We start from the raw sequence: 25,074 nt of genomic DNA on the forward strand, positions 1-25,074 counted from the left end.
GATGAAACAGTTTTTGATTGCCCCCTCAATTCTGTCGGCCGATTTTGCCCGCCTGGGTGAAGACACTGCCAAAGCTCTCGCGGCTGGCGCGGATGTCGTCCATTTCGACGTTATGGATAACCACTACGTTCCCAACCTGACCATCGGTCCGATGGTGCTTAAAGCACTGCGTAACTACGGGATCACCGCGCCCATTGACGTGCATCTGATGGTGAAACCGGTTGACCGCATCGTACCCGATTTCGCCGCGGCGGGTGCCAGCATCATCACTTTCCACCCGGAAGCCTCCGAACACGTTGACCGCACGCTACAGCTGATCAAAGAGAACGGCTGTAAGGCGGGGCTGGTCTTTAACCCGGCGACCCCGCTGAGCTATCTCGACTACGTGATGGACAAGCTGGACGTGATCCTGCTGATGTCCGTCAACCCTGGCTTTGGTGGTCAGTCATTTATCCCTCAGACCCTCGACAAACTGCGTGAAGTGCGCCGCCGTATCGATGAGTCTGGCTATGATATTCGTCTGGAAGTGGACGGCGGCGTGAAGGTCAATAACATCGGTGAGATTGCGGCGGCAGGGGCGGATATGTTCGTCGCAGGCTCCGCCATCTTCGATCAACCGGATTACAAAAAAGTCATTGATGAAATGCGCCGTGAACTGGCGAAGGTAAGTCATGGATAAATTGCAGGCTATTCGGGGTGTAGCATTTGACCTCGACGGCACGCTGGTCGACAGCGCGCCAGGATTAACCCGCGCCGTCGATCAGGCGCTATATGCCCTTGAACTCCCCGTTGCAGGCGAAGAGCGCGTGGTGACGTGGATTGGTAACGGTGCAGACGTGCTGATGGAGCGCGCGCTGACCTGGGCTCGTCAGGAGCGTGCCTCTCAGCGTTCCGCGCAAGGTAAACCGAGTGTTGACCACGCGGATATTCCCCAGGATGAGCAGCAGCGTATTCTGCGCAAACTGTTCGACCGTTTCTACGAAGAGACCGTCGAAGAGGGCAGCTTCCTGTTCCCGGATGTCGCTGAAACGCTGAGCGCGCTACATGCTAAAGGCATCCCGCTGGGGCTGGTGACTAACAAGCCGACACCGTTCGTTGCGCCTCTGCTGGAAGTGCTGGATATCGCGAAATACTTCTCCGTAATTGTGGGCGGCGATGACGTACAGAATAAAAAGCCGCATCCGGAACCGCTATTGCTGGTGGCAGGAAAATTATCCTTAGCACCTGCGGAGCTGCTCTTTGTCGGGGATTCCCGCAATGATATTCTGGCTGCCAGAGCGGCAGGTTGCCCGTCGGTTGGGTTGACCTACGGCTACAACTACGGTGAAGCCATTACGCTGAGTGAGCCGGACGTTGTGTTCGACCACTTCAAAGATTTGTTGCCCGCACTCGGGCTCTCGCACAGTGAACATCAGGAATTGAATAATGACTAAGCCCATCGTTTTTAGTGGCGCACAGCCTTCAGGTGAACTGACCATTGGTAACTACATGGGTGCGTTACGTCAGTGGGTGAGCATGCAGGATGACTACCACTGCATTTACTGCATCGTGGATTTGCATGCTATCACCGCGCGTCAGGATCCCGAGAAGCTGCGCAAGGCGACGCTCGATACGCTGGCGCTGTACCTGGCGTGCGGTATCGATCCAGAGAAGAGCACCATTTTCGTTCAGTCTCACGTACCAGAGCACGCGCAGCTGGGCTGGGCGCTGAACTGCTACACCTATTTCGGCGAGCTGAGCCGCATGACCCAGTTCAAGGATAAGTCTGCGCGCTACTCTGAGAACATCAACGCCGGTCTGTTTGACTATCCGGTGCTGATGGCGGCCGACATTCTGCTGTACCAGACCAACCAGGTGCCGGTGGGTGAAGACCAGAAGCAGCACCTGGAGCTGAGCCGCGATATTGCCCAGCGCTTCAATGCGCTTTACGGCGACGTGTTCAAAGTGCCTGAGCCGTTTATTCCGAAATCCGGCGCGCGCGTGATGTCCCTGCTGGAGCCGACCAAAAAGATGTCCAAGTCTGACGATAACCGCAACAACGTTATCGGCCTGCTGGAAGATCCGAAATCGGTGGTGAAAAAGCTCAAGCGTGCGGTGACCGACTCCGATGAGCCGCCAGTGGTGCGCTACGACGTGCAGAACAAAGCGGGCGTATCCAACCTGCTGGACATTCTCTCCGGTGTGACCGGACAGAGCATCCCTGAGCTGGAAAAACACTTTGAAGGCAAGATGTACGGCCACCTGAAAGGCGAAGTGGCAGACGCCGTTTCCGGCATGCTGACCGAGTTGCAGGAGCGCTATCACCGTTACCGTAACGACGAAGCTTTCCTGCAAAAAGTGATGAAAGAGGGCGCAGAAAAAGCCAGCGCGCGCGCGTCGGAAACCCTGACAGCGGTGTACGAGGCGATTGGGTTTGTGGCGAAACCTTAAGCCGCCACCCGACAAATACGGACTCAATAAAAAAACCGGGAAATTCCCGGTTTTTTTACGCCTGAAAAACGCTTACTGCTGTGCCGCCGGGCCGCAACCGCCGATGATCTTCGAAATGGAGATCGCCGGATGCAGCAGGTAATCGTAACTGCAATTATTTTTAGTATTTTGAACGTGACCGGTGCAGGCCGTCAGAGTTGTTAACAGGCCGACCAGTACGGCAGCTTTTGCCAGTTTGAACATACGCATTCCTTGTCTAAAAATCTAAAATTGGATGTAACACGAGGGAATAAATGGAAAAGTTCCATTATGCGGGCGGTATGTTATCGACTGAGGTATGAACGGAGTAGTCCGCATAAGGACTACTCCAGGAAGAGAGACTATGGTTAGTGGTTTGAGAACCAGTTCAGCTTTTCGCGCAGCTCAACCACGCGTCCAACAACGATCAGCGCCGGGCTTTGAACCTGCTGCGCCAGCTCACCCAGCTGCGTCAGCACGCCATCGACCACGTGCTGCGTAATGGCGGTGCCGTTTTCCACCAGTGCGACCGGCATATCTGCTTCCATGCCGTGCTCCAGCAGTTTCGCCTGAATCGTGGCTGCCTGATTTAGCCCCATGTAGAAGACCAGCGTCTGCTTTTCAGCGGCCAGATTATGCCAGTCCAGCTCGCTGCCGGTTTTCAGGTGGCCCGTCACCAGGCGCACGCTCTGGGCATAGTCGCGATGGGTTAACGGAATGCCGGAATAGGCAGAACAGCCGGATGCCGCCGTAATACCCGGCACCACGGAGAATGGAATGCCCGCGTTGCAGAGAGTTTCCAGCTCCTCGCCGCCGCGACCAAAGATAAAGGGATCGCCCCCTTTCAGACGCACCACACGCTTACCTTTCTGCGCTTCCCGCAGCAGGATCTGGTTGATCTCCTCCTGCGGTACGCAGTGATAACCTGCCCGTTTGCCGACGAACACGCGGTCAGCATCGCGGCGCACCAGATTCATGATGTCATCAGAGACCAGACGGTCATACACCACGATGTCCGCCTGCTGGATCTGCTGGAGACCCTTCAGCGTCAGCAAGCCCGCATCGCCGGGACCTGCGCCCACCAGTACCACTTCACCGCGATGGTCCAGCGGCTCGCTCAGGAGCTGTTCGGTCGTCTCTTCAACGGCTTTGGCGTCCTGATTGGCCAGCGACTGCGCCAGCCTGTCGTTGACAAAGAACTTCTCCCAGAAGCGACGGCGTTCGCCCACGGTTGCGAAGGTTTGCTTCACGCGGGAACGCAGCTGCCCGGCGTATTGGGCAATCTGGCCAAGATGCTGCGGCAGCACGGCTTCCAGTTTTTCCCGCAGCAGACGGGCAAGAACGGGCGAGCGGCCACCGGACGATACCGCAATCATCAGCGGCGAGCGGTCGATAATGGATGGCATGATAAAGCTCGCCTCTTTCGGCGCATCCACCACGTTACAGAAGATGCGGCGCGCTTCGCAGGCGTCGCTGACGCGCTGGTTAACGTCATCGTTATCCGTTGCGGCGATGGTCAGCCAGCAGGTATCCAGCAGGGATTCATCAAATTCGCCCTGCACCTGCGTGAGCATCCCTTCCTGCGCCCAGACGTCAAACTGTGGGGCGAAGGTGAGGGCGTTAACGGTCAGTCGGGCGCCCGCCTCTAACAGCAGGCGCGCCTTACGTTCAGCCACATCGCCGCCGCCCACGAGCAGGCAGTCGCGGTTGCGTAATTGACAAAAAATCGGCAGGTGATCCACGACGTTACCTCACAGCATTCATGGCGGGGGAAGAATTGACGTCAGGATAACAGCAGGAATCGTACAGAACATACGGTTTTTCCTGCCGTTACCCATAAGGGGTCATAAGCCTTTCCTATTGAAAAGGCGAGGGGTTACCCTTTCAGCTGCACCTCGCCGTCCTTCACGCGGACGTCGTAGTGTTTGACCGAGAAGCTTTCATCTTCCATGCAGCGCCCGTCGGTTAAGCGGAAGCGCTGCTTTTTCAGCGGGCTGGCAACCCACAGTTCGCCCTGGTGCTCCGCAATCAGACCGCGGGAGAGCACGCTGGCCTCGAAGAACGGGTCGATATTGCTGATGGCATAGACCTGTTCATCGTGGCGAGGACGGAAAATCGCCACCTGCTCGTTGCCCAGCAGGGCACAGACGCCGGTTGCTGGCAGAATGTCGTTAATATTGCAGATGTTTACCCACTGGCTCATGCGTTTTCCTCCACCAGCATCACCGGAATACGTTCATACGGGGTCGCTGGACGATGCTGTTCACGCTCCGGCACCACCTGCACGTTCGGGTCGCGCTGGGTGCTGTTGATAAAGTGTTTGAAGCGCGTCTGCGCCGCTGGCGTGTTCACGGTTTCGGTCCACTCGCAGATCACCGCCTCGCGCAGTCGAGTCATCTCGGATTCCAGCTGTTCATTCAGGCCCAGCTTGTCGTCGATAATGACCGACTTCAGGTAGTCGATGCCGCCTTCGAGATTATCCAACCAGGACGCGGTACGGGTCAGCTTATCGGCGGTACGAATGTAGAACATCATGAAGCGGTCGAGGTATTTGATCAGCGTATCGCGATCGAGATCGGCGGCCAGCAGATCCGCGTGGCGAGGTTTCATCCCGCCGTTACCGCACACGTACAGGTTCCAGCCTTTCTCCGTGGCAATGATACCCACGTCTTTACCCTGCGCTTCTGCACATTCACGTGTACACCCTGAGACGCCGAACTTCATTTTGTGCGGCGTACGGATGCCTTTGTAGCGGTTTTCCAGCTCTACGCCGAAGCCCACGCTGTCGCCCACGCCGTAGCGGCACCAGGTGCTGCCCACGCAGGTTTTCGCCATGCGCAGCGCCTTGGCATACGCGTGACCGGTTTCAAAGCCCGCTTCAATCAGCTGACGCCAGATTTCCGGCAGGTCATCTTTCTGCGCGCCGAACAGGCCGATACGCTGGGAACCGGTGATTTTGGTGTACAGGTTAAACTCACGGGCGATACGGCCCACGGCGACCAGCCCTTCAGGGGTGATTTCCCCCCCGGCAGAACGCGGGATCACCGAGTAAGTCCCGTCTTTCTGAATATTGGCCAGGAAGTTATCGTTGGTGTCCTGAAGCGGAGTGTGTTCTGGTTTGAGCACATATTCGTTCCAGCAGGACGCAAGTAGCGAACCAACAGTAGGCTTACATACTTCACAGCCATAGCCCTGGCCGTGTTTCTCCAGCAGTTCGTCAAAGGACTTAATGCCTTCCACGCGGATCAGGTGGTACAGCTCCTGGCGAGAGTAAGCGAAGTGCTCGCACAGGTTGTTGTTCACTTCAATGCCCTGTTTTGCCAGCTCGGCGTTCAGCACCTGGGTGACCAGCGGGATACAGCCGCCGCAGCCGGTCCCGGCTTTGGTTTCCGCCTTCAGCGCCGCAACGGTGTGGCAGCCTTTGTTAATGGCGGAGATCAGCATGCCTTTGGTGACGTCGAAGCAGGAACAGATTTGCGCGCTGTCCGGCAGTTTATCCACACCGATGGACGGCTTACCGCTGGAGGCGTGCGCCGGGAGGATCAGCGCGTCCGGGTTTTCCGGCAGCTCAATGGCGTTCAATACCAGCTGGAGCAGGTTGCCGAAGTCGCTGGTGTCGCCCACCAGCACCGCCCCGAGCAGGGTTTTGTTGTCCTGGCTGACGATAAGACGTTTGTAGACTTCTTTGCTTTCGTCCAGATAAACATAGCTGCGGGAGTTCGGGGTGCGACCATGCGCATCGCCAATACCGCCCACGTCCACGCCCAGCAGCTTCAGCTTGGCGCTCATGTCTGCGCCGGTGAAGGCGTTTTCGCTGCCGAGGATATGGTCAACGGCGACCTGCGCCATTTTGTACCCAGGCGCGACCAGGCCGAATACGCGGTTGTTCCAGCTGGCGCATTCGCCGATGGCGTAAATATCCGGGTCGGAGGTCTGGCAGGTGTCGTTAATCATGATCCCACCGCGCTGCGCGACGGCCAGACCGCATTGCGTTGCCAGCTTGTCGCGCGGGCGGATACCGGTGGAGAAGACGATGAAGTCCACTTCCAGCTCGCTGCCGTCGGCAAAGCGCATGGTTTTGCGTGCTTCAGTCCCTTCCTGAACGATCTCTTTGGTGTTTTTGCTGGTGTGAACTTTCACGCCCATGCTTTCGATCTTACGGCGCAGCTGATCGCCACCCATGTGGTCGAGCTGTTCGGCCATCAGCATCGGGGCAAATTCGATAACGTGGGTTTCAACGCCGAGGTTTTTCAGCGCGCCTGCCGCTTCCAGACCCAGCAGACCACCGCCGACAACCGCGCCGCGTTTGCTTCGACGCGCACAGGATTCGATGGCGTTGAGGTCTTCAATGGTACGGTAAACGAAGCAATCCTGGGTTTCCGACCCTTTAATAGGCGGGATCCACGGATACGAGCCCGTCGCCATGATCAGCTTATCGTAAAAAACCGTACGTCCGGCGCTGGAGTGGATTACTTTCTCCTGACGGTTGATGGTGATAGCGCGTTCGCCCACCAGCACTTTTACGCCATGCTTCTCGTAGAACCCTTCACGCACCAGAGAGAGCTCTTCGGCGGTATGGTGAGAGAAGTAAGAAGACAAGTGCACACGGTCGTACGCCTTGCGGGGTTCTTCACAGAACACGGTAATATCGAACTGCTCAGCATCGGCTTTATCGAGAAGATCCTCAATAAAGCGGTGGCCGACCATGCCGTTACCGATGATAGCGAGTCTGACTTTGCTCATTTTTGCCTCGATTTCTTTTCTATTACTGCCTACCTTAACGATTCAGCAGGGGCACTTATTGATGCAAATCAAATACGCCTTCACCTACCCCTTAGGGGGTATATCTATGATTTGTCAGGATTTTTATAAGTGACGGATATTGTTTGATTTTTGTGCTTGTTCGTTTTTCGCACAAAATTAATGGGGTTTTTACCCATCGGCGGGCAGGGCGGGTGAGCTGGGGGAAACCCCTTTGCAGTACGCAAAGGGGTTACGGCGATTAGTGGGTAGCTGTTGCCGGGTTGTGTTGACGGTGACGGGTCACAAAGCCCAGCACGAAGCACATGATAAACACCACGGCGTACAGACCGTTAGCGGTATGCAGCGCCGCCAGCGGGCCGCTGTGCGCAACAATCGGGCCCGTGACCACGAAGGTCAGCATGGTGCCGATGGTGCCGCAGGTCAGCACGAAGTTCACCAGCTTTGGCGAGGCCACTTTGGTCTGAAGAGAGCCAAGGGTGATGATCGAGGTATAAATCGCGCTGGAGAAGAAGCCCAGGGTCAGGATGAACCACGGCATATGCTCCGGGGAACCGTTGATGAACAGATACATCAGCACGGTCGCCAGACCCGCCAGAACGGTCAGGATCCGTTGCAGGTCGAAGAAGCGCAGGATAAAGCTAAACGCCCACATGCCGAACATGTAAGACATCCAGAAATCGCTCACCAGTTTACCCGCGTCGTTCAGGCTCATGCCCAGACCTTTAGCATACTCTGGAACCCAGGAGATAAAGCCCAGCTGGCCGAGGATGTAACACAGCGCGGCGATGGAGAGGAACAGTACGCCGATACCCCATTTTTCTTTCGCAACCGGCTCGGATGTTGTCTGCGCTTTTTTGCCCAGCACCGGGAACTCGCAGCCGAAGGTGAGAATAAAGATCGCGACATAGACCAGACCAATGCAGGCATATACCCAGTACCACTCAATGCTGCGCGCCAGAAGATACGCGGCGACCATCGGGAAAATCATCCCGGCCATGCTGAAGAAGGAGTCGGTGAACAGCAGACGCGCGCCGCGCTGGCGGCCTTCATACATGTGCGTAATCAGAAACGTACCGATCGACATGGTGATCCCGCTCACCAGGCCCAGTACGAACATGGCGGCAGAGAAGAGGGCGATGCTGTGGCTCAACATCAGGCCCGCCACGGCGGCAACCATCAGCACGAAGCCAAAACGCAGCTGCGTTTTCAGCGGCACGATTTCCATCAGCCAGGCATTAAGGAAAATAGAGATCAGGATCCCCGCGTTCAGGAAGGTGAAGGTGTTACTCATGCTGGAAACGGGCAGCTGGAAGTAGTCTGCGATATTTCCCATCACCATCCCGGTGACGATCACCAACGCGCCGGTCAGGGCGTAAGAGAAGAAGCTGATCCATGTGAGCTTGATGCGATTGCTGTTAGTCATGTCTGGCCTGTTAAAAGTAAAGAAAAACGCAATGACTGCGTTTGAGCGGGCAGATTTTAGTCGCGAAAGTGATCTAATTAAATCTTTTCAGAAAATTTTGAGCACAATTGCAGGTTTTAACGTGATGCAGATCACATTACGTTGCGGGATGAACAATCGTTTGCGCGGTAATAATTGTTTCAATTTGGTAAAATTAGGTAAAAGACTGGTCTGGGTTCATACTGCTCTTTAGAATCAAGCCATTCGCTTTTTATACTGCGCTTTGTTAAGGAATTCTCATGCTCAAATCAACACTGGCGGCTGTTGCAGCTGTGTTTGCTCTTTCTGCCGTTTCCCCTGCTGCGCTGGCAGCCAAAGGAGACCCTCACGTCCTGCTGACTACCTCTGCGGGGAATATTGAGCTGGAGCTGGATAGCCAGAAAGCCCCTGTTTCGGTGAAAAACTTCCTCGACTACGTGAACAGTGGTTTTTATAACAACACCACATTCCACCGCGTGATCCCGGGCTTTATGATTCAGGGTGGCGGTTTTAACGAGCAGATGCAGCAGAAACAGCCTAACCCGCCCATCAAAAATGAAGCTGACAACGGCCTGCTGAACAAGCGCGGCACCATCTCGATGGCGCGTACGGCGGACAAAGACAGCGCCACCAGCCAGTTCTTCCTCAACGTGGCTGATAACGCCTTCCTGGACCACGGTCAGCGCGACTTTGGCTACGCGGTGTTTGGCAAAGTGGTGAAAGGCATGGACGTGGCGGATAAGATCTCTCAGGTTCAGACTCACGATGTCGGTCCATACCAGAATGTGCCGACTAAGCCTGTCGTCATTCTCTCCGCGAAAGTGCTGCCGTAATCGTTCGTCCACACGGGCATATCCTGCCCGTGTCTTTCCGCCCTCCCTGCGAAAGCGCGTTTTGCTGCTTATACTTGTGGCAAACGGACTATTCAGGGAGGCGTAGTGAAAAAACTCACCGACAAGCAAAAATCCCGTCTCTGGGAGCAACAACGTAGTGTCAATTTTCAGGCCAGCTGCCTCCTTGAAAAAGGTAAGGGGCCCGCTGAACCCGATATCGAGACGCTGGAACTGGGGCCTTCCGCACCGGGTTTACCCCATCTGTGTCTTATTCACCGCCATTTATTCCGCAACGAAATGAAAGGCGCGGGCGAGCTGCGCACCGCCGATATTTCCAAGGGCGACATTCCTTTTTGCCATTTCGAGTACATCGAGAAAGTGGGTAATGAGCTGATGGCTTCGCTGGAAAGTGATAAATATCTGGTAGGCCTTCAGAAAGAAGAGTTTACAGACAGAATCAGTCATTACTACTGTGAAATCAACATGCTACATCCGTTTATGAGCGGTAATGGCGTGGCCCAGCGGATCTTCTTTGAACAACTGGCTATTCATGCGGGCTACGTGCTGAACTGGCAGGGGATCGACCCGGACGACTGGGCTGCCGCCAACCAGAGCGGGGCGATGGGGGATTTGACCGCCCTGAACGTCATCTTCGCCAAAGTTGTGAGCGAAGCGCGGGAATCTGCGTAAAATAGGGCGGCCATTTTTTCAGGAGCCGCCATGATTCTGCTGATTGATAACTATGATTCCTTTACCTGGAACCTCTACCAGTATTTTTGCGAGCTGGGGGCAGAGGTGGTTGTCCGCCGTAACGATGAGATCGCGCTGGATGACATTGACGCGCTGGCACCTCAGAAAATCGTGATTTCGCCCGGGCCGTGTACCCCGTCGGAGTCCGGCATCTCGCTGGCGGTAATCCAACACTATGCGGGCAAACTGCCGATTCTGGGCGTCTGCCTGGGTCACCAGGCCATTGCGCAGGTCTTTGGCGCCACCATTGTCCGTGCCGCGAAAGTCATGCATGGCAAAACCTCACCGATCACACACACCGGTACCGGCGCATTCCTGGGGCTAAACAATCCGTTAACCGTGACGCGCTACCATTCTCTGATTATTGATCCGCCGACCCTGCCGGCCTGCTTTGAGGTTACCGCCTGGAGCGAGACGCAGGAGATCATGGGCATTCGCCACCGCGAGTACGATCTGGAAGGTGTGCAGTTCCACCCGGAAAGCATTCTCAGCGAACAGGGGCACGCGCTGCTGGCCAATTTCCTTAATCGCTGAATATCGGTTGCCTTGCTGTGATTTTTTATGCATATTTTGTGATTATATTTTCACAATAACTGTGACATAAAAATGGATGGTCATGACATGGCAACTGAACAACCAGCAATTACCCGCGCGACATTCGATGAAGTGATCCTGCCGATTTATGCACCGGCTGAATTTATCCCGGTGAAAGGGAGAGGCAGCCGTGTCTGGGATCAGCAGGGCAACGAGTATGTTGATTTCGCAGGCGGTATTGCGGTGACGGCACTGGGCCATTGCCATCCTGCGCTGGTGGACGCGCTGAAAACGCAGGGCGAAACGCTGTGGCACACCAGCAACGTGTTCACCAACGAACCGGCGCTGCGTCTGGGGCGTAAGATCATCGATGCCACCTTCGCCGAACGCGTGCTGTTTATGAACTCCGGCACCGAAGCCAACGAAACCGCCTTTAAGCTGGCGCGCTACTACGCAACCACGCGTCATAGTCCGTACAAAACCAAAATCATCGCCTTCCATAACGCCTTCCACGGTCGCTCGTTCTTTACCGTTTCCGTGGGCGGCCAGCCGAAGTATTCCGACGGCTTTGGTCCGAAACCTGCGGATATCATCCACGTGCCGTTTAACGATCTGCACGCCGTTAAAGCGGTGATGGACGATCACACCTGTGCCGTGGTGGTCGAGCCCATTCAGGGGGAAGGCGGCGTCACGGCGGCCACCCCGGAATTTCTGCAAGGGCTGCGCGAACTGTGCGACGAGCACCAGGCGCTGCTGGTGTTTGATGAAGTGCAGTGTGGGATGGGTCGTACCGGGGATCTGTTCGCTTATATGCACTACGGCGTAACGCCGGATATTCTGACCAGCGCGAAAGCGCTCGGCGGCGGTTTCCCGGTCAGTGCGGTACTCACTACCCAGGATATCGCTTCCGCATTTCATGTGGGCTCACACGGCTCCACCTACGGCGGTAATCCGCTGGCGTGTGCCGTGGCGGGTGCGGCGTTCGATATCATTAATACGCCGGACGTCCTGAATGGCGTGAATGCGAAACGCGATTTGTTTGTGAAACATCTTCAGCAGATTGACGAACAGTTTGATGTCTTCAGCGAAATCCGCGGAATGGGGCTGCTGATTGGCGCCGAGTTGAAGCCTCAGTATAAAGGCCGCGCGCGCGATTTCCTGCACGCCGCCGCGCACGAAGGCGTCATGGTGCTCAATGCCGGGCCGGACGTGATGCGCTTTGCGCCATCGCTTGTGGTGGAAGACAAAGACATCGAAGACGGATTAACCCGTTTTGCCGCGGCAGTCGCGAAGATCGTCAGCGGCTAATACGCGGTTCGTTTTAACCGGCGCGTTAACCAAATCCCGTGATGCGGGCGCTGACGCCATGCCACCGACGAAATGGTGTGCATGGTGTTCAGGTGGCCGAGAACGCGCTGTAAATGCTGCTCAAGGGTGCTCATCGGCCCATGGGTCAGCGTCTCCGGCGCTTCCAGAATGTTCGAATCCCCTGACTCGCCCGGTGCATCATACTCCAGGCGCTGCTGACAGCGCTGCAACGCAATTTCACACGACTGCAAATAGCGCTGCGCCAGATCCGGCGTCAGCATCGTGTGCTCCCGCGCCAGCGTCGTCATGGCATTGATATGCTCGACGATAAACTGGCTGTGCGTGACCCACAGCTTCATGTCAGCCAGATAGTGCGCGTTAAAGCCCGGCTCCTGCATGGCCTGGTTAAGGGAGTTAAACAGGGCGTTATGCGCCTGGTTGACCTTCATGCGCTCGTAGGCCAGCGGAGAGGGTTGTGGGTCATCGCTCAGGATCAGACGAATGGCCTGCTGGTCAGCTTCCAGCGCGTCGTGGGCGTTCTGCCTCAACAGCCCGCTCTGCCACTGCGGCCACAGCCAGACCATGCCGCCAAAGGCGATCAGGCAGCCAATCAGCGTATCGACCAGACGGGCAATAATAAACTGTTCCCCGTTAAGCGTGAGCAGTTGAAGGGTATACACCGCCGTCACCGTAAAGCCCACCATCGCCCAGCCGTAGTTTTTGCGGATAATCAGATAGCTCACCAGCGTGATTGCCAGCATACCGGCCAGGGTATAGCCCTCCGGCACGTGGAAGTGCAGCGTCACGCCCGCGATAATCAGCCCCGCCATCGTACCGCCCGCCCGATGCAGAATGCGCACCCGCGTGGCGCCATAGCCGTTCTGGGTAACAAACAGTACGGTCATTAAGATCCAGTAGGGTTTCGGCAGGTGCAGGGCCATCCCCATCAGGCTGGCGATGCTCAGCATCACACTGATCCGTGCGGCATTGCGCAGGGCAGAAGATTTCAGTGAAAGATAGCTTTTGAGCGCGGGCAGCAGCGGCAGCCGTTTTTGCTTATCGGCCATCAGGTCGCGGGCATAAAGCGGGCGCTGGGTGCGTAACACCCGGGCGATGCGGCTGAAATGCCAGGCAGCAAATTGCCCGACCGGGTTATCCGCGTGCTGACGCGCAATCTTTTCCAGCGCGCCGAGCTGTTTGTCCATGTTAAAGCGCGTCGGGTAGCGGTGATAGAGGATATCGTCAGCCAGCACCCGCAGGCGGGCCGCGACGGTCTGCGCGTTCCAGCGGATCACCGCTTCTGCATGGCTGCGCTCCACCAGCTTTTGCACCTCTTCCGGATTATGAAGGCTGACGGAGATATGCTCCTGCAAATCCAGCCCGACCTGGAAGATTCGCAGCAGCCGCTTGTATTCATGATTTTTGTTGGCGGCAAGCATGTGCAACTGCTGATAGCACTGGCTGATCAGATCCACCACTTTTTGCTGGCGCGCCAGTAGCGGCGGCAGGGATTTTTCCGGGTCGGTATGTTGAGTGAGCAGGGTGTATTTTGCTTCGCAGTATTCAGCAAGCTGCACGTAGAGCAGGCTCAGGGATTCGCGCAGCGGCTGTTCCCGCCACAGCCAGAACCAGAACCAGTTAAACAGCCCGTACCACAGCGTGCCGAGGGCGTAGATCAGCAATGGCTCCCACACCGGCATATTACCTGCAAGGCTTAAGGTGAAGATGGCGGCAATCAGCGACGCGGGAAGCAGGCGGGCGTGCAGCGAGCTGATTTCGGCGGTGACGCCGAGCGTCATCGCCAGCACGGTCAGGATCAACGGCAGAGGAATGTCGCGGGCCAGTAAGAGTTGTACGGCAAGGCTACAGCCGGCAAACAGGCAGCCGCCAATAATCAGACGTTTAAAAAAGCGTTTATGCGGCGTATCCAGACCGGCAATGTTGCAGCAGGCGGGCACGAGGGAAAACAGCAGGCCTTGCTGAAGATGTCCGAGGAGCAGGCCCACGGCCACGGGAAGACACAACACCAGCGTTTGTCGTAGTGCGTAGTTAACTTCCGGGTGATAGATCAGCCTGCGCCACATGAGGAGTAGAGACAAAAACGGCGTGCCACCCTGCGGCGGCACGCCGTTTGACCGGAATTAACGGGTCCCATAAACCACGATGGTTTTACCGTGGGCGGAGATCAGGTTCTGATCTTCCAGCATCTTCAGGATACGGCCCACTGTTTCACGGGAGCAGCCGACGATCTGACCGATTTCCTGGCGGGTAATTTTAATTTGCATACCGTCAGGGTGAGTCATGGCGTCTGGTTGTTTCGCCAGGTTCAGCAGCGTCTGCGCGATACGACCGGTTACGTCCAGGAAGGCGAGGTTACCTACCTTCTCAGAGGTCACTTGCAGACGGCGTGCCATCTGGGAAGAGAGACGCATCAGGATGTCAGGGTTGACCTGAATCAGCTGACGGAATTTCTTATAAGAAATTTCAGCCACTTCACATGCTGTTTTTGCACGAACCCAGGCGCTACGTTCCTGGCCTTCTTCAAACAGGCCCAGTTCACCGATAAAATCGCCCTGGTTCAGATAAGAAAGGATCATCTCTTTCCCTTCTTCATCTTTGATCAGCACGGCCACCGAGCCTTTAACGATGTAATACAACGTTTCCGCTTTTTCACCCTGGTGAATCAGCGTGCTCTTTGATGGGTACTTATGAATGTGGCAATGAGACAAGAACCATTCGAGAGTCGGGTCTGTTTGCGGTTTGCCAAGCACCATGCGCTGTTATCCTCTGTTATAAGCTGTCACCAGAGTCATAAGATGCATCCGGACTCTGGGGTTGCAATCGAATTCTTACCCATACCTGGGAAGTCGGCTGTCGTAACGTTTCGCAGCCAGTAAAGTTTGATGTCCTCTGCATACATGTGTAACGTCAATGTATTACTGTAGCATCCAGAGTGTTTTAGCATAGCTTTCGCCGCGTGTCTCCTGGTGTCTCGCTTCAGCATGACGCAGGTCGCCTTCCGTTGCGAGAAATGTAACGTACACGTAATCTGTCATAAAAAATGCAACGTTGGAGTGAGTGAATATGCAAGCGCGTGTGAAATGGGTTGAAGGGTTAACGTTCCTGGGCGAGTCTGCTTCCGGGCACCAGGTTTTGATGGATGGCAACTCCGGCGATAAAGCGCCAAGCCCGATGGAGATGGTGCTGATGGCGGCGGGCGGATGCAGCGCGATCGACGTGGTGTCGATCCTGCAAAAAGGCCGTCATGACGTGACCGATTGTGAAGTGAAGCTGACGTCAGAACGTCGCGAAGAGGCGCCACGCCTGTTCACGCATATTAATCTGCACTTTATCGTCACTGGCAAAGAACTGAAGGATGCGGCGGTCTCGCGTGCGGTTGACCTTTCTGCGGAGAAATACTGCTCTGTGGCGTTAATGCTGGAGAAAGCGGTAAAAATCACCCATACGTATGAAGTGATAGAGGCTTAATTATTGGGGCATCGTGCGTGTTGATGCCCTCACCCTAACCCTCTCCCACGGGGAGAGGGAACATGTTCACGCGATCTGCTTCCCTTCCATCAGCCGCTGCACCAGCGGTGTCATGATAAGTTCCATTGCCAGCCCCATTTTTCCCCCGGGCACCACTAACGTATTCATGTGCGAAATAAACGAACCTTGTAGCATCGCCAGCAGCCAGGGGTAATCAATGCCTTCCAGGTTGCGGAAGTGGATCACCACAAAGCTCTCGTCCAGGGAAGGGATGCTTTTTGCGGCGAACGGGTTGGAGGTGTCCACGGTGGGGACGCGCTGGAAGTTAATGTGGGTTCGGGAGAACTGCGGCGTCAGGAAGTTGATGTAATCTTCCATGGAGCGCACCACCGAATCCATTACCGCCTCTCGCGAATGGCCGCGCTCGCTCATGTCACGCGTCAGCTTCTGGATCCACTCAAGGTTAACAATCGGCACCACCCCCACCAGCAAATCCACGTGGCGCGCCACGTCGTGCTGAGGCGTCACCACGCCGCCGTGCAATCCTTCGTAAAACAGCACGTCAGTCGGTTCCGGCAGCGGCTGCCAGGGCGTGAACGTGCCGGGGACCTGGTTCCAGGGCACGGCTTCATCGTAGGTGTGGAGATACTTGCGGGACTGCCCGGTACCGCTTTGCCCGTATTCACGGAAGGTTTGCTCCAGCAGGCCGAAGTCATTGGCCTCCGGGCCGAAGTAGCTGATGTGTTTACCCAGATCGCGCGCCTTGCGGATGGCCATATCCATCTCCGGGCGCGTGTAGCGGTGAAAGCTGTCGCCTTCTACCTCGGCCGCCCGTAAGTTAAGCTGGGCGAAGATCTTGCGGAAGGCGAGGCTGGTGGTAGTGGTTCCCGCCCCACTCGAACCCGTAACGGCAATAACCGGATGTCTGGCAGACATAGCAACTCCCTGACTGGAAAAGTGTAAAGATCAGCCATGAAACGCGTTGCGGGGCATGATATTGACCGTCTCATGCAGTTCGGACCATACCAGCACCACGTCGCCGCTTTTAAGCTGGCGCTTAACATCGTTGACCTTTTGTTCAAGCGAACGTTCATGTTCACCATAATCGGTGCCTTCGCGCAAGACAAAGCTTTCAATCAGATTATCGAGCGTTTCGGGAGAGAGATCCTGCCAGGGAATAATCATTTTTTACCGTCCAGATAGGCCGTTAACCAGTCGGGTATACGCGTCTCAAGCCACATTTTTGGCCGACGCAGCGTGCCGCCGACAAAGCCGACGTGCCCGCCGAACTCGGTGAGCTGATACTCCACGTTATCCGGCAGATAGTCAGGGGCGGGGATCGAGTGATGATCCATAAACGGATCGTCTTTGGAGTGGATAATCAGCGTGGGTTTCGTGATTTGATTCAGTAAAGGCATGGCGCTGCACTGACGGTAATAGTCAATCGCATCGGCAAAACCGTGAATTTTCGAGGTGATCAAATCATCAAACTCGCGCAGGCGCTTCACGCGTTTGAGCTGTTGCAGCGTCACAGGCAGCGTATCCGGATAGGCCTTCAGCTTGCGCGCGGCGTTGGCTTTCAGCAGGTTGAGCAGGTAGCGCTGGTACACTCGCGAAAAGCCCTTTTCCATATGATAGCTGCACTGCTCCAGCATAAACGGCGCAGAGACAATCACCGCCGCATCCAGCGGTACGGCGTCGCTCTCCTTCGCCAGCAGACAGGCCAGCATATTGCCGCCCAGCGAATACCCCACCGCTGCCGTTGGCGCCTCGCCGAAATTGTCTCTTAGCCAGCGCAGGAACCAGGTGCCGTCCTCGGTTTCACCCGAGTGATAAATGCGTTTCTGACGATTAGGCTCGCCGCTGCATCCGCGAAAATGCATCACCACCCCAAGCCAGCCGCGGGCTTTCGCCGCCTCAATGAGTCCGTGTGCGTAAGGGCTGTGCAGGCTGCCTTCCAGACCGTGAAACACCACCAGACGGGGTTTATGTCTGGCCCGATCCGGATCTTCGCTCCAGGCGAGATCCAAAAAGTCGCCATCCGGCAAATCCAGGCGTTGCCAGTGCGGGGTGAACTGTACCTTGCGGCGGATCAGGCGCGGCAGCATGGTTTGCAGGTGAGGGTTAGCCACACCGCGCATGGGCACGAACTCTGCGCTCTCTTCGGCTGCAATGTCGAAGTCTGAGGGAATGATTTGGGTCATAAGGGCGATGCTGATTCTTGTCAGAAATTAACTATACCTTCCGAATTGTACCCCGTTTAGCCCGTTTTTCCGAAACATGAACTGATCCCGATCACAAATATTTACCTCGATTATTACTCTCAGGCTAATGATTTGCCTCTACGCTTAATTGATGCCTTTCTCACCAGAGCGCACACTTTACTCAACGTTAAGCAAATCAGAATGATGTGCTGAATCAGGAGGTTAATAATGTTATCTGGGCAAACACCCACCCGGCAATGGAACACCCGACGCAGTGAGAAAGCGCGTCGTCTGGCGTCCGTACCGGTGCAGGGCAAGGTACTGCCAACCGGCGATCTTGTCGCCATGCTGGAAAAACTGATCGCACCAGGCGACAAAGTCGTTCTGGAAGGCAACAACCAGAAGCAGGCGGATTTCCTTTCCCGTTCACTGGCGGAAGTGAACCCGCAAATCGTGCACGATCTGCATATGATCATGCCGAGCGTGGGCCGCAGCGAACATCTGGACATCTTTGAGAAAGGCATCGCCCGCAAGCTCGACTTCTCCTTCTCCGGTACGCAAAGCCTGCGCATTTCGCAGCTGCTGGAGGATGGTCAGCTCGAAATCGGGGCGATTCACACCTACATCGAACTCTACTCACGTTTATACGTCGACCTTTCGCCAAACGTGGCGCTGATTGCCGGTTTTAAAGCGGACCGCAAAGGCAACCTCTATACCGGGGCGAGTACCGAAGATACCCCGGCGCTGGTGGAAGCCGCCGCGTTCCACGACGGCATCGTCATCGCGCAGGTGAACGAGCTGGTGGATGACGAGTGCGACCTTCCGCGTGTGGATATTCCGGGCTCGTGGATTGATTTTGTGGTGGTTGCCGATAAGCCGTTCTTTATCGAACCGCTTTTCACCCGCGACCCACGCCTGATCAAACAGGAACACATCCTGATGGCGATGATGGCGATTAAAGGCATCTACGCCGAACACCAGGTGCAGTCCCTGAACCACGGGATTGGCTTTAACACCGCAGCGATCGAGCTGCTGCTGCCAACCTACGGCGAACAGCTCGGACTCAAAGGCAAAATCTGTAAACACTGGACTTTGAACCCGCATCCAACGCTGATCCCGGCCATCGAAAGCGGCTGGGTGGAGAGCGTCCACTGCTTCGGCGGCGAGCTGGGGATGGAAGAGTACATCCGCGCCCGTCCGGACGTGTTCTTTACCGGTGCTGACGGCTCCATGCGCTCTAACCGCGCCTTCTGTCAGCTGGCTGGTCAGTACGCGGTCGATATGTTTATCGGCTCCACGCTACAGGTTGATGGTTACGCTAACTCCTCAACCGTGACCCGCGGCCGTCTTTCCGGCTTCGGCGGCGCGCCAAACATGGGCCACGATCCGCACGGTCGTCGCCACGCCACACCGGCCTGGCTGAACATGATCACCGAGCCTGACCCGATGCAACGCGGTAAAAAGCTGGTTGTGCAGATGGTGGAAACCTTCCAGGCGGGCGTGAAGCCAACCTTCGTGGAAAAACTCGACGCTGTTGACGTCGCGAAAGCCTCCGGTATGCCGCTGGCACCGGTCATGATTTATGGCGATGACGTCACCCACGTGCTGACGGAAGAGGGGATTGCTTACCTCTACCGGGCGAAAGATCTGGAAGAGCGTCGCGCCATGGTCGCCGCCGTGGCGGGTATCACCGATATCGGTCTGGGCGTTGACGCCAAACGCGTGGCGGAACTGCGCCAGAGCGGCAAGGTTGTGTATCCGGAAGATATGGGCATTCGTCGTACCGATGCCACTCGCTCTCTGCTGGCTGCGGGCAGCGTGGCTGACCTCGTTGAGTGGTCCGGTGGTCTGTATAACCCACCTGCGAAATTCCGGAGCTGGTAATGAAACTTCTGCCCCAGATCCAGGTTGAAGGCGGTGCCGAATGGCTGGCGCGAACCGCCACGCAGTGTCTGATTGACGAAGCACGTTTAAGCCCGAAACCCGGTCTGGTGGACAGCCGGGGGAACGGCGCGCACCACGATTTATCGCTTGCGCTGATGGAGCGCTCCGCTCGCAGCCTGACCCCCACGTTTCAGGCGCTGGCACAGCAGAGCTGGCAGCGTCCGGCGGATATTGCCCTCCGGCAAACCGTTGGCCGCCTGGGTCGCGAAGGTGAACGGCAGATGATGGCCGCTACCGACGGCGTGAACACGCACCGTGGCGCGATCTGGGCGCTGGGATTGCTGGTGAGCGCGGTGGCGATGCTGGGCGGCGATGCCCGTGCGCAAACCGTCGCGAACACCGCCGCTCAGCTGGCGAAGCTGCCGGATGACGTGGCGCCGAAAGTGTTCAGCAAGGGGTTACGCGTCACGCACCGCTACCGTGTACCGGGTGCGCGTGAAGAGGCTCAGCAGGCGTTTCCGCACATCATGCAGCGCGCGCTGCCGCAGCTTCGCCTCAGCCGTCTCAACGGCAGCAGCGAAACGCAGGCCAGACTCGACGCGCTGATGGCGATCATGACCTCGCTCACCGACACCTGCGTGCTGTCGCGCGCCGGCATGGAGGGGCTGGACGCCATGCAGAACGGCGCCCGTGCAGTGCTGAACGCCGGAGGATGCGCAACGCTCGCCGGGCAGCAGGCGCTGGCGCGGTTAGACCGTCAGATGCTGGCGCTTAACGCCTCGCCGGGCGGAGCCGCAGACCTGCTTGCCGCCACGCTGTTTCTTGACCGCGTCGAAACGCCCTATTCAAAGCATTAAGAGGATGTTATGGAAAAAATCACATTGACCGTGCCCGCCAGCCGCGAAGTAAGCGGCAGGGCGCTGGCAGGGGTAGTCGGTTCCGGGGATATGGAGGTGCTTTTCACCGCCGAACCGGGCCAGACCTTAACCATTGATATCACCACCTCCGTCGACAACAGCCGCGGGCGCTGGGAGGCGTTGTTCAACCGCCTGCAAACCGTCAGCAGCCTGCCCGCAGGTAAGCTGACTATCCACGACTTCGGCGCGACGCCGGGCGTGGCACGCATTCGTATCGAACAGGTCTTTGAAGGGGTGAATCATGCGTGATGACAGCAGCTTTATCGAACTAAAAGCGCGCCAGCGTGCACAGGCGCTGCTCGACGACGGCAGCTACCGCGAACTGCTGGATCCGTTCGAAGGCATTATCTCGCCATGGCTTGGGCCACAGGGGATTGTTCCTCAGGCTGATGATGGCATGGTGGTCGCGAAAGGGACCATCAACGGCCAGCCTGCGGTGGTGGTGGCGATTGAAGGCACCTTCCAGGGCGGCAGCATGGGCGAAGTGTCCGGCGCCAAAATGGCGGCGGCGCTGGAGCTGGCGGCGGAAGATAACCGCAACGGCATTCCGACTCAGGCGGTACTGTGCCTCGAAACCGGTGGCGTGCGTTTGCAGGAAGCCAACCTTGGCCTGGCGGCGATTGCCGATATCCACGCCGCGATCGTTGACCTGCGTCGCTATACCCCGGTCGTCGGGATTGTCGCCGGGACCGTAGGCTGCTTCGGCGGGATGTCTATCGCCGCGGCGCTGTGCAGCTATCTGATTGTGACCCGCGAAGCGCGTCTTGGCCTCAACGGCCCGCAGGTTATTGAGCAGGAAGCGGGCATTGAAGAGTACGACTCCCGCGACCGTCCGTTTATCTGGAGCATGACCGGCGGCGAAGTGCGCTATGAAAGCGGGCTGGTGGACGCGCTCGTCGGCGACGGCGTGAACGCGGTGAAAGCCGCGATGAACGAGGCCATCGCCAAAGGCGTACCGGCGAAACATCGCACCGATAACTACGACGATTATCTGAACCGTCTGACGAATTTCGACACCCGCAAACAGGCCGATGCCGAACAGATTAAAGCGCTTTTTGCCCGGGAGGTGAAATGATGACTAACTCAATTAGCCGTGGCGAACTCTGGCTGGAAACTCTGGCCCCGAACGCGAAACGTCTGGAGGGGTTATGCCCGTCCGTGCAGGCCGCAGACGGCGAGCTGAACGGTGAAACGGTGCGTTTTGTCGCCGTGGTGCCGGACGCCAACAACCACTTCCCGCGCGCGGCGCAAGGGGAAGTCGGCCTGCTGGAAGGCTGGACGCTGGCAAAAGTGGTCAGCGAAACCGTTGCCGCTGATGCAGATAAAGCCGTGAAGCGCCCGATTGTGGCGGTAATCGACGTCCCAAGCCAGGCCTATGGCCGTCGCGAAGAGGCGTTTGGCATCCACCAGGCGCTGGCCGGCGCCGCTGCCGCCTACGCTAATGCGCGGCTGGCAGGTCATCCGGTGATTGGTCTTATCGTCGGTAAGGCCATGTCCGGCGCGTTTCTGGCGCACGGCTACCAGGCTAACCGTCTGATTGCCTTCAACGATAAAGGCGTGCTGATCCACGCCATGGGCAAAGAGTCTGCGGCGCGCATTACGCTGCGTACCGTTGAGGCGCTGGAAAAACTGGCGGCAACCATTCCGCCAATGGCGTACGACATCAGCAACTACGCCACGCTGGGGCTGCTTTCCGACCTGCTGGATATCAGCAATCCGGATGCCCCTTCCGAAAGCGATCTGACGCGGGTGAAAACCACCCTGCAACAGGCCATCAGTGACGCTCGTCAGGATACCACGTTGAAAAACCGTCTGGGTGCTGACAACCGCCGCAGCTCAGCGCTCGTACGTGAACGTATGCGAGCCAGCTGGTAAGTAAAAAGAGACCTGCCAGATGCATCACCCCGTGGGCGCGCCCGTTGCGTCCACGCGGGAACCTGCATCCTGAAAATAATAAACATCGCGCCAGTGCTTAAACTTTTTTACTACAGGTGATTTATGACTTACGTAATTGTTCATGCTCTTGCACCGATTTTCGTCATCATGCTGCTGGGATTCTGGGCCGGTAAGGCAAAGATGGTCGATAACAAAAATGTTTCCCTGCTGAATATCTTCGTGATGGATTTTGCACTCCCGGCCGCGCTATTCAGCGCCACCGTGCAAACCCCGTGGACCGGCATCGTGGCGCAGTCGCCGCTGATCCTGGTGCTCACCCTGGCGATGTGGATCACCTATGCGGTCATCTACTTCCTCGCGACAAACGTATTTAAAAAATCCCCGCAGGATGCGGCCGTGCTGACGCTGACCGTCGCCTTGCCAAACTACGCGGCGCTTGGCCTGCCGATTCTGGGCAGCGTGCTGGGCGAAGGCTCTTCAACGTCGCTGTCCGTGGCGGTCTCTATCGCCTGTGGTTCAGTGCTGATGACCCCGTTCTGCCTGCTGATTCTGGAGCGTGAGAAAGCCCGCGCCGAAGGCAATAACTCCGGTTCAACGCTTTCCATGCTGCCGGTGCTGATGTGGCGCTCCATTAAAAAACCGATCGTGTTGGGCCCGCTGCTGGGTGTGATCCTGTCCGCTATCGGCATCAAAATGCCGGAGCTGGTGCTGGCGGCGATTAAACCGCTGGGACTGTCCGCGACCGCTGCGGCGCTGTTCCTGACCGGCGTGATCCTCTCCGCGCGTAAGCTTCAGATCAACACCATGGTGATCACTTCTACTATCGCCAAGCTGCTGATCCAGCCAGCGATTGCCTGGGGTATCGTTTTAATCTTCGGTCTGCACGGCTCCGTGGCGATCACCGCCATCCTGATGATTGCGCTGTCCGCGGGCTTCTTTGGCGTGGTGTTCGGTAACCGCTTTGGCGTGCAGTCGCCGGATGCTGAAGCCGTGCTGCTGTTAAGCTCCGTACTGTGTATCCTGTCGCTGCCGCTGTTTATCTCGCTGACTTCAGGAATGTAATCATGACCACAACATTACGCCCACACGACCTCATCTGGCTTACCGCGCGCGACGCCCTGGAAGGGATTACTGAATCCTGGGTGGACGCGGCCTGGCATACCGGGCTGCCGGTAGTGGTGCGGCGTGATGTTGATAATGAAGGCCGTATTCCCGTTGGCGTGCGGGGATTGCGCCGCGACCAGCGGGCGGCCGGATGGGTGAAGCCTGAGAACGTGTTGCGCGTGGTGTCGCCCGAAGATTTGAGCGTTGCCGCCGACCTGCTGCGTTCGCCGTTTATCACCCAGCCGCCGGTTCAGGTGGCGCTTCAGCTTGCGCAGCAGTCATGGCCGTGGACGTGGGGGATAACCGGCAGTACGGGTTACGCGCTGGCGACCGGCATTCCGGTGATCCACGCCGACAGCGATCTCGATCTGCTGATCCGCGCCCCGTGTACCGTTTCCCCTGAGGCGTTTACTGACTGGCAGGCTCAGCTCAGTCGTGCGTTGTGCCGGGCGGATACACAGGTGGATACGCCCGAGGGCGGATTCGCGCTGGCGGAATGGTTACGCGACGGCAAAACGCTGTTAAAAACGCAATATGGGCCGCGCCTGGTGGCGGATCCATGGCACAGGGAGGAGTAATGAAAATACTGTTTACCTTTCCAGGGCAGGGCACACAGCATGAAGGTATGCTGCAAAACCTGCCGGGAACAGAGCTGGAGCAGGCCCGTGCTGTGCTGGGGGCGGAAGTTGATACCCTGGACAGCGCATCCTCGTTAACCCACACCCGCGCGGTTCAGCTTTCGCTGTTGATTGCTGGCGTGGCCTGGGCGCGCGAGCTGGAACGTCGCGGCGTGTCGCCGGATATCGTCAGCGGGCTGTCCATTGGCGCTTATCCTGCGGCGGTTATCGCCGGTGCGCTGGACTTTACGGACGCGCTGAAGCTGGTGGCGCTGCGCGGCGATCTGATGGAGCAGGCGTATCCCCACGGCTACGGCCTGACGGCGATAATGGGGTTGACCCTGCCCCAGGTGGAAAACCTGATTCAGGGGACAGGAACCTATATCGCTAACCTGAACGCCGAAACGCAGATCGTGATTGCCGGAGCCGATGACGGCATGGCGCAGGTAGCCGAACGCGCGCTGGCGAAGGGCGCGAACAAGGCCAAACGGCTGGCGGTAAGCGTGCCGTCGCACTGTGAATTGCTGGCGGAACCGGCGCAGAAGCTGGCCGCGGCGTTTGAATCAGTCACGCTTTCACGCCCCCGCTGCGCGTACCTGAGCGGCAGTACCGGGCGCGTGCTTTGGCAGCCAGAGAAAATTGCCGACGACCTGGCGATGAATATGGCGCGAACCGTGCGCTGGCAGGAGGCGGTGATTTCCGCTAACGAGCGCGAAGCGCGTCTGGCGATTGAGATGCCGCCTGGGGGTATTCTGACCTGTCTGACGCGGCAGGCGGCGTGGGAAGGCGAATCCATTTCGCTGGAGCGCAGCGGAGTGGATGTGGCGGTGCATCTGGCGGGTCGGCTTCAGCGGTGACTTTTTGCCCGGTAAGCGTAGCGCCACC

The 25,074-nt window shown here is 57.3% G+C and carries 26 protein-coding genes; 16 read left to right on the forward strand and 10 right to left on the reverse strand.

The features are described 5' to 3' along the window. The first annotated feature begins 1 nt into the window (after position 1). From rpe to trpS, 3 genes are read left to right on the forward strand one after another with little or no spacing between them, the layout of a single operon-like run. Positions 2–679 carry a ribulose-phosphate 3-epimerase gene (gene rpe, locus CU081_RS05880; protein WP_003861634.1) on the forward strand — a complete coding sequence of 226 codons (678 nt, stop codon included), beginning with the start codon at positions 2–4 and terminating at the stop codon, positions 677–679. Further along, positions 672–1,433 (forward strand): phosphoglycolate phosphatase, encoded by a 762-nt coding sequence (gene gph, locus CU081_RS05885; protein WP_003861635.1) that lies wholly within the window; start codon positions 672–674, stop codon positions 1,431–1,433. The genes rpe and gph overlap by 8 nt, the downstream gene beginning before the upstream one ends. Continuing rightward, a complete protein-coding gene (gene trpS / locus CU081_RS05890; protein WP_022651949.1) occupies positions 1,426–2,430 on the forward strand; it encodes a tryptophan--tRNA ligase in 1,005 nt (334 codons plus the stop codon). Before gph ends, trpS begins: the two co-directional genes overlap by 8 nt. Before the next feature lie 72 nt (positions 2,431–2,502). Here trpS and CU081_RS05895 read toward each other — a convergent pair whose 3' ends face one another. The 5 genes from CU081_RS05895 to tsgA all read right to left on the reverse strand — a co-directional run bounded on the left by CU081_RS05895 (position 2,503) and on the right by tsgA (position 8,635). Then, positions 2,503–2,673: a YhfL family protein gene (locus CU081_RS05895; RefSeq protein ID WP_003861638.1), complete on the reverse strand. Its 171-nt coding sequence runs from the start codon at positions 2,671–2,673 to the stop codon at positions 2,503–2,505. A 143-nt stretch (positions 2,674–2,816) separates the two neighbouring features. After that, a complete protein-coding gene (gene cysG, locus CU081_RS05900; RefSeq protein WP_003861641.1) occupies positions 2,817–4,190 on the reverse strand; it encodes a siroheme synthase CysG in 1,374 nt (457 codons plus the stop codon). Between the two features lie 134 nt (positions 4,191–4,324). Then, entirely contained in the window at positions 4,325–4,651 is a 327-nt protein-coding gene (gene nirD / locus CU081_RS05905; RefSeq protein WP_022651948.1) for a nitrite reductase small subunit NirD, read from the reverse strand. Next, complete coding sequence (gene nirB, locus CU081_RS05910) at positions 4,648–7,191, reverse strand: nitrite reductase large subunit NirB (protein ID WP_003861645.1); 2,544 nt, start codon at positions 7,189–7,191, stop codon at positions 4,648–4,650. Before nirB ends, nirD begins: the two co-directional genes overlap by 4 nt. Before the next feature lie 259 nt (positions 7,192–7,450). Further along, the gene (gene tsgA / locus CU081_RS05915; RefSeq protein WP_003861648.1) at positions 7,451–8,635 is read right to left on the reverse strand and encodes an MFS transporter TsgA; all 1,185 of its coding nucleotides are present in this window, start codon (positions 8,633–8,635) and stop codon (positions 7,451–7,453) included. Between the two features lie 278 nt (positions 8,636–8,913). Here tsgA and ppiA point away from each other — a divergent pair, with 278 nt between their 5' ends. From ppiA to argD, 4 genes are all read left to right on the forward strand, one after another. Further along, positions 8,914–9,486, forward strand: a complete 573-nt coding sequence (gene ppiA / locus CU081_RS05925; RefSeq protein WP_003861649.1) for a peptidylprolyl isomerase A — start codon at positions 8,914–8,916, stop codon at positions 9,484–9,486. A gap of 105 nt (positions 9,487–9,591) precedes the next feature. Next, on the forward strand, positions 9,592–10,176 hold the full coding sequence (locus CU081_RS05930; RefSeq protein WP_003861652.1) for a putative adenosine monophosphate-protein transferase Fic: 585 nt from the start codon (positions 9,592–9,594) through the stop codon (positions 10,174–10,176). Positions 10,177–10,206: 30 nt separating this feature from the next. Continuing rightward, positions 10,207–10,770, forward strand: coding sequence for an aminodeoxychorismate synthase component 2 (gene pabA / locus CU081_RS05935; RefSeq protein ID WP_003861654.1), 564 nt, complete (start codon positions 10,207–10,209; stop codon positions 10,768–10,770). Positions 10,771–10,857: 87 nt separating this feature from the next. Next, entirely contained in the window at positions 10,858–12,078 is a 1,221-nt protein-coding gene (gene argD / locus CU081_RS05940; RefSeq protein WP_003861656.1) for a bifunctional acetylornithine/succinyldiaminopimelate transaminase, read from the forward strand. On the opposite strand, the gene CU081_RS05945 is transcribed toward argD, so the two are convergent. Both CU081_RS05945 and crp read right to left on the reverse strand, forming a co-directional pair. After that, positions 12,075–14,162 carry a YccS/YhfK family putative transporter gene (locus CU081_RS05945; protein WP_003861657.1) on the reverse strand — a complete coding sequence of 696 codons (2,088 nt, stop codon included), beginning with the start codon at positions 14,160–14,162 and terminating at the stop codon, positions 12,075–12,077. The genes argD and CU081_RS05945 overlap by 4 nt on opposite strands. Positions 14,163–14,219: 57 nt before the next feature. After that, positions 14,220–14,852, reverse strand: coding sequence for a cAMP-activated global transcriptional regulator CRP (crp, locus tag CU081_RS05950; RefSeq protein ID WP_000242758.1), 633 nt, complete (start codon positions 14,850–14,852; stop codon positions 14,220–14,222). Positions 14,853–15,162: 310 nt separating this feature from the next. On the opposite strand from crp, the gene CU081_RS05965 reads away from it, so the two are divergent. Further along, complete coding sequence (locus CU081_RS05965) at positions 15,163–15,567, forward strand: OsmC family protein (protein WP_003861661.1); 405 nt, start codon at positions 15,163–15,165, stop codon at positions 15,565–15,567. Between the two features lie 66 nt (positions 15,568–15,633). Here CU081_RS05965 and CU081_RS05970 read toward each other — a convergent pair whose 3' ends face one another. From CU081_RS05970 to CU081_RS05980, 3 genes are read right to left on the reverse strand one after another with little or no spacing between them, the layout of a single operon-like run. After that, positions 15,634–16,503 carry a phosphoribulokinase gene (locus CU081_RS05970; RefSeq protein WP_003861663.1) on the reverse strand — a complete coding sequence of 290 codons (870 nt, stop codon included), beginning with the start codon at positions 16,501–16,503 and terminating at the stop codon, positions 15,634–15,636. A gap of 30 nt (positions 16,504–16,533) precedes the next feature. Then, the gene (locus CU081_RS05975; RefSeq protein ID WP_003861664.1) at positions 16,534–16,752 is read right to left on the reverse strand and encodes a YheU family protein; all 219 of its coding nucleotides are present in this window, start codon (positions 16,750–16,752) and stop codon (positions 16,534–16,536) included. After that, positions 16,749–17,771: a hydrolase gene (locus CU081_RS05980; protein WP_003861667.1), complete on the reverse strand. Its 1,023-nt coding sequence runs from the start codon at positions 17,769–17,771 to the stop codon at positions 16,749–16,751. The genes CU081_RS05975 and CU081_RS05980 overlap by 4 nt, the downstream gene beginning before the upstream one ends. A 228-nt stretch (positions 17,772–17,999) precedes the next feature. On the opposite strand from CU081_RS05980, the gene mdcA reads away from it, so the two are divergent. The 8 genes from mdcA to mdcH all read left to right on the forward strand — a co-directional run bounded on the left by mdcA (position 18,000) and on the right by mdcH (position 25,046). Next, on the forward strand, positions 18,000–19,655 hold the full coding sequence (mdcA, locus tag CU081_RS05985) for a malonate decarboxylase subunit alpha (RefSeq protein WP_003861669.1): 1,656 nt from the start codon (positions 18,000–18,002) through the stop codon (positions 19,653–19,655). Continuing rightward, a complete protein-coding gene (locus CU081_RS05990; protein WP_003861671.1) occupies positions 19,655–20,512 on the forward strand; it encodes a triphosphoribosyl-dephospho-CoA synthase in 858 nt (285 codons plus the stop codon). Before mdcA ends, CU081_RS05990 begins: the two co-directional genes overlap by 1 nt. Before the next feature lie 9 nt (positions 20,513–20,521). Further along, the gene (gene mdcC, locus CU081_RS05995) at positions 20,522–20,821 is read left to right on the forward strand and encodes a malonate decarboxylase acyl carrier protein (RefSeq protein ID WP_000411786.1); all 300 of its coding nucleotides are present in this window, start codon (positions 20,522–20,524) and stop codon (positions 20,819–20,821) included. Then, the gene (locus CU081_RS06000; protein ID WP_003861672.1) at positions 20,814–21,647 is read left to right on the forward strand and encodes a biotin-independent malonate decarboxylase subunit beta; all 834 of its coding nucleotides are present in this window, start codon (positions 20,814–20,816) and stop codon (positions 21,645–21,647) included. Before mdcC ends, CU081_RS06000 begins: the two co-directional genes overlap by 8 nt. After that, the gene (gene mdcE, locus CU081_RS06005; RefSeq protein ID WP_003861675.1) at positions 21,647–22,447 is read left to right on the forward strand and encodes a biotin-independent malonate decarboxylase subunit gamma; all 801 of its coding nucleotides are present in this window, start codon (positions 21,647–21,649) and stop codon (positions 22,445–22,447) included. Before CU081_RS06000 ends, mdcE begins: the two co-directional genes overlap by 1 nt. A 123-nt stretch (positions 22,448–22,570) precedes the next feature. Continuing rightward, the gene (locus tag CU081_RS06010; protein ID WP_003861677.1) at positions 22,571–23,530 is read left to right on the forward strand and encodes an AEC family transporter; all 960 of its coding nucleotides are present in this window, start codon (positions 22,571–22,573) and stop codon (positions 23,528–23,530) included. Between the two features lie 2 nt (positions 23,531–23,532). Next, entirely contained in the window at positions 23,533–24,150 is a 618-nt protein-coding gene (locus tag CU081_RS06015; protein ID WP_003861679.1) for a malonate decarboxylase holo-ACP synthase, read from the forward strand. Beyond that, a complete protein-coding gene (mdcH, locus tag CU081_RS06020; RefSeq protein ID WP_003861680.1) occupies positions 24,150–25,046 on the forward strand; it encodes a malonate decarboxylase subunit epsilon in 897 nt (298 codons plus the stop codon). Before CU081_RS06015 ends, mdcH begins: the two co-directional genes overlap by 1 nt. Positions 25,047–25,074 lie beyond the last annotated feature (28 nt).

It is taken from the genome of Enterobacter sp. CRENT-193, assembly GCF_002787395.1.
Taxonomy (GTDB): Bacteria; Pseudomonadota; Gammaproteobacteria; order Enterobacterales; family Enterobacteriaceae; genus Enterobacter; species Enterobacter hormaechei_C.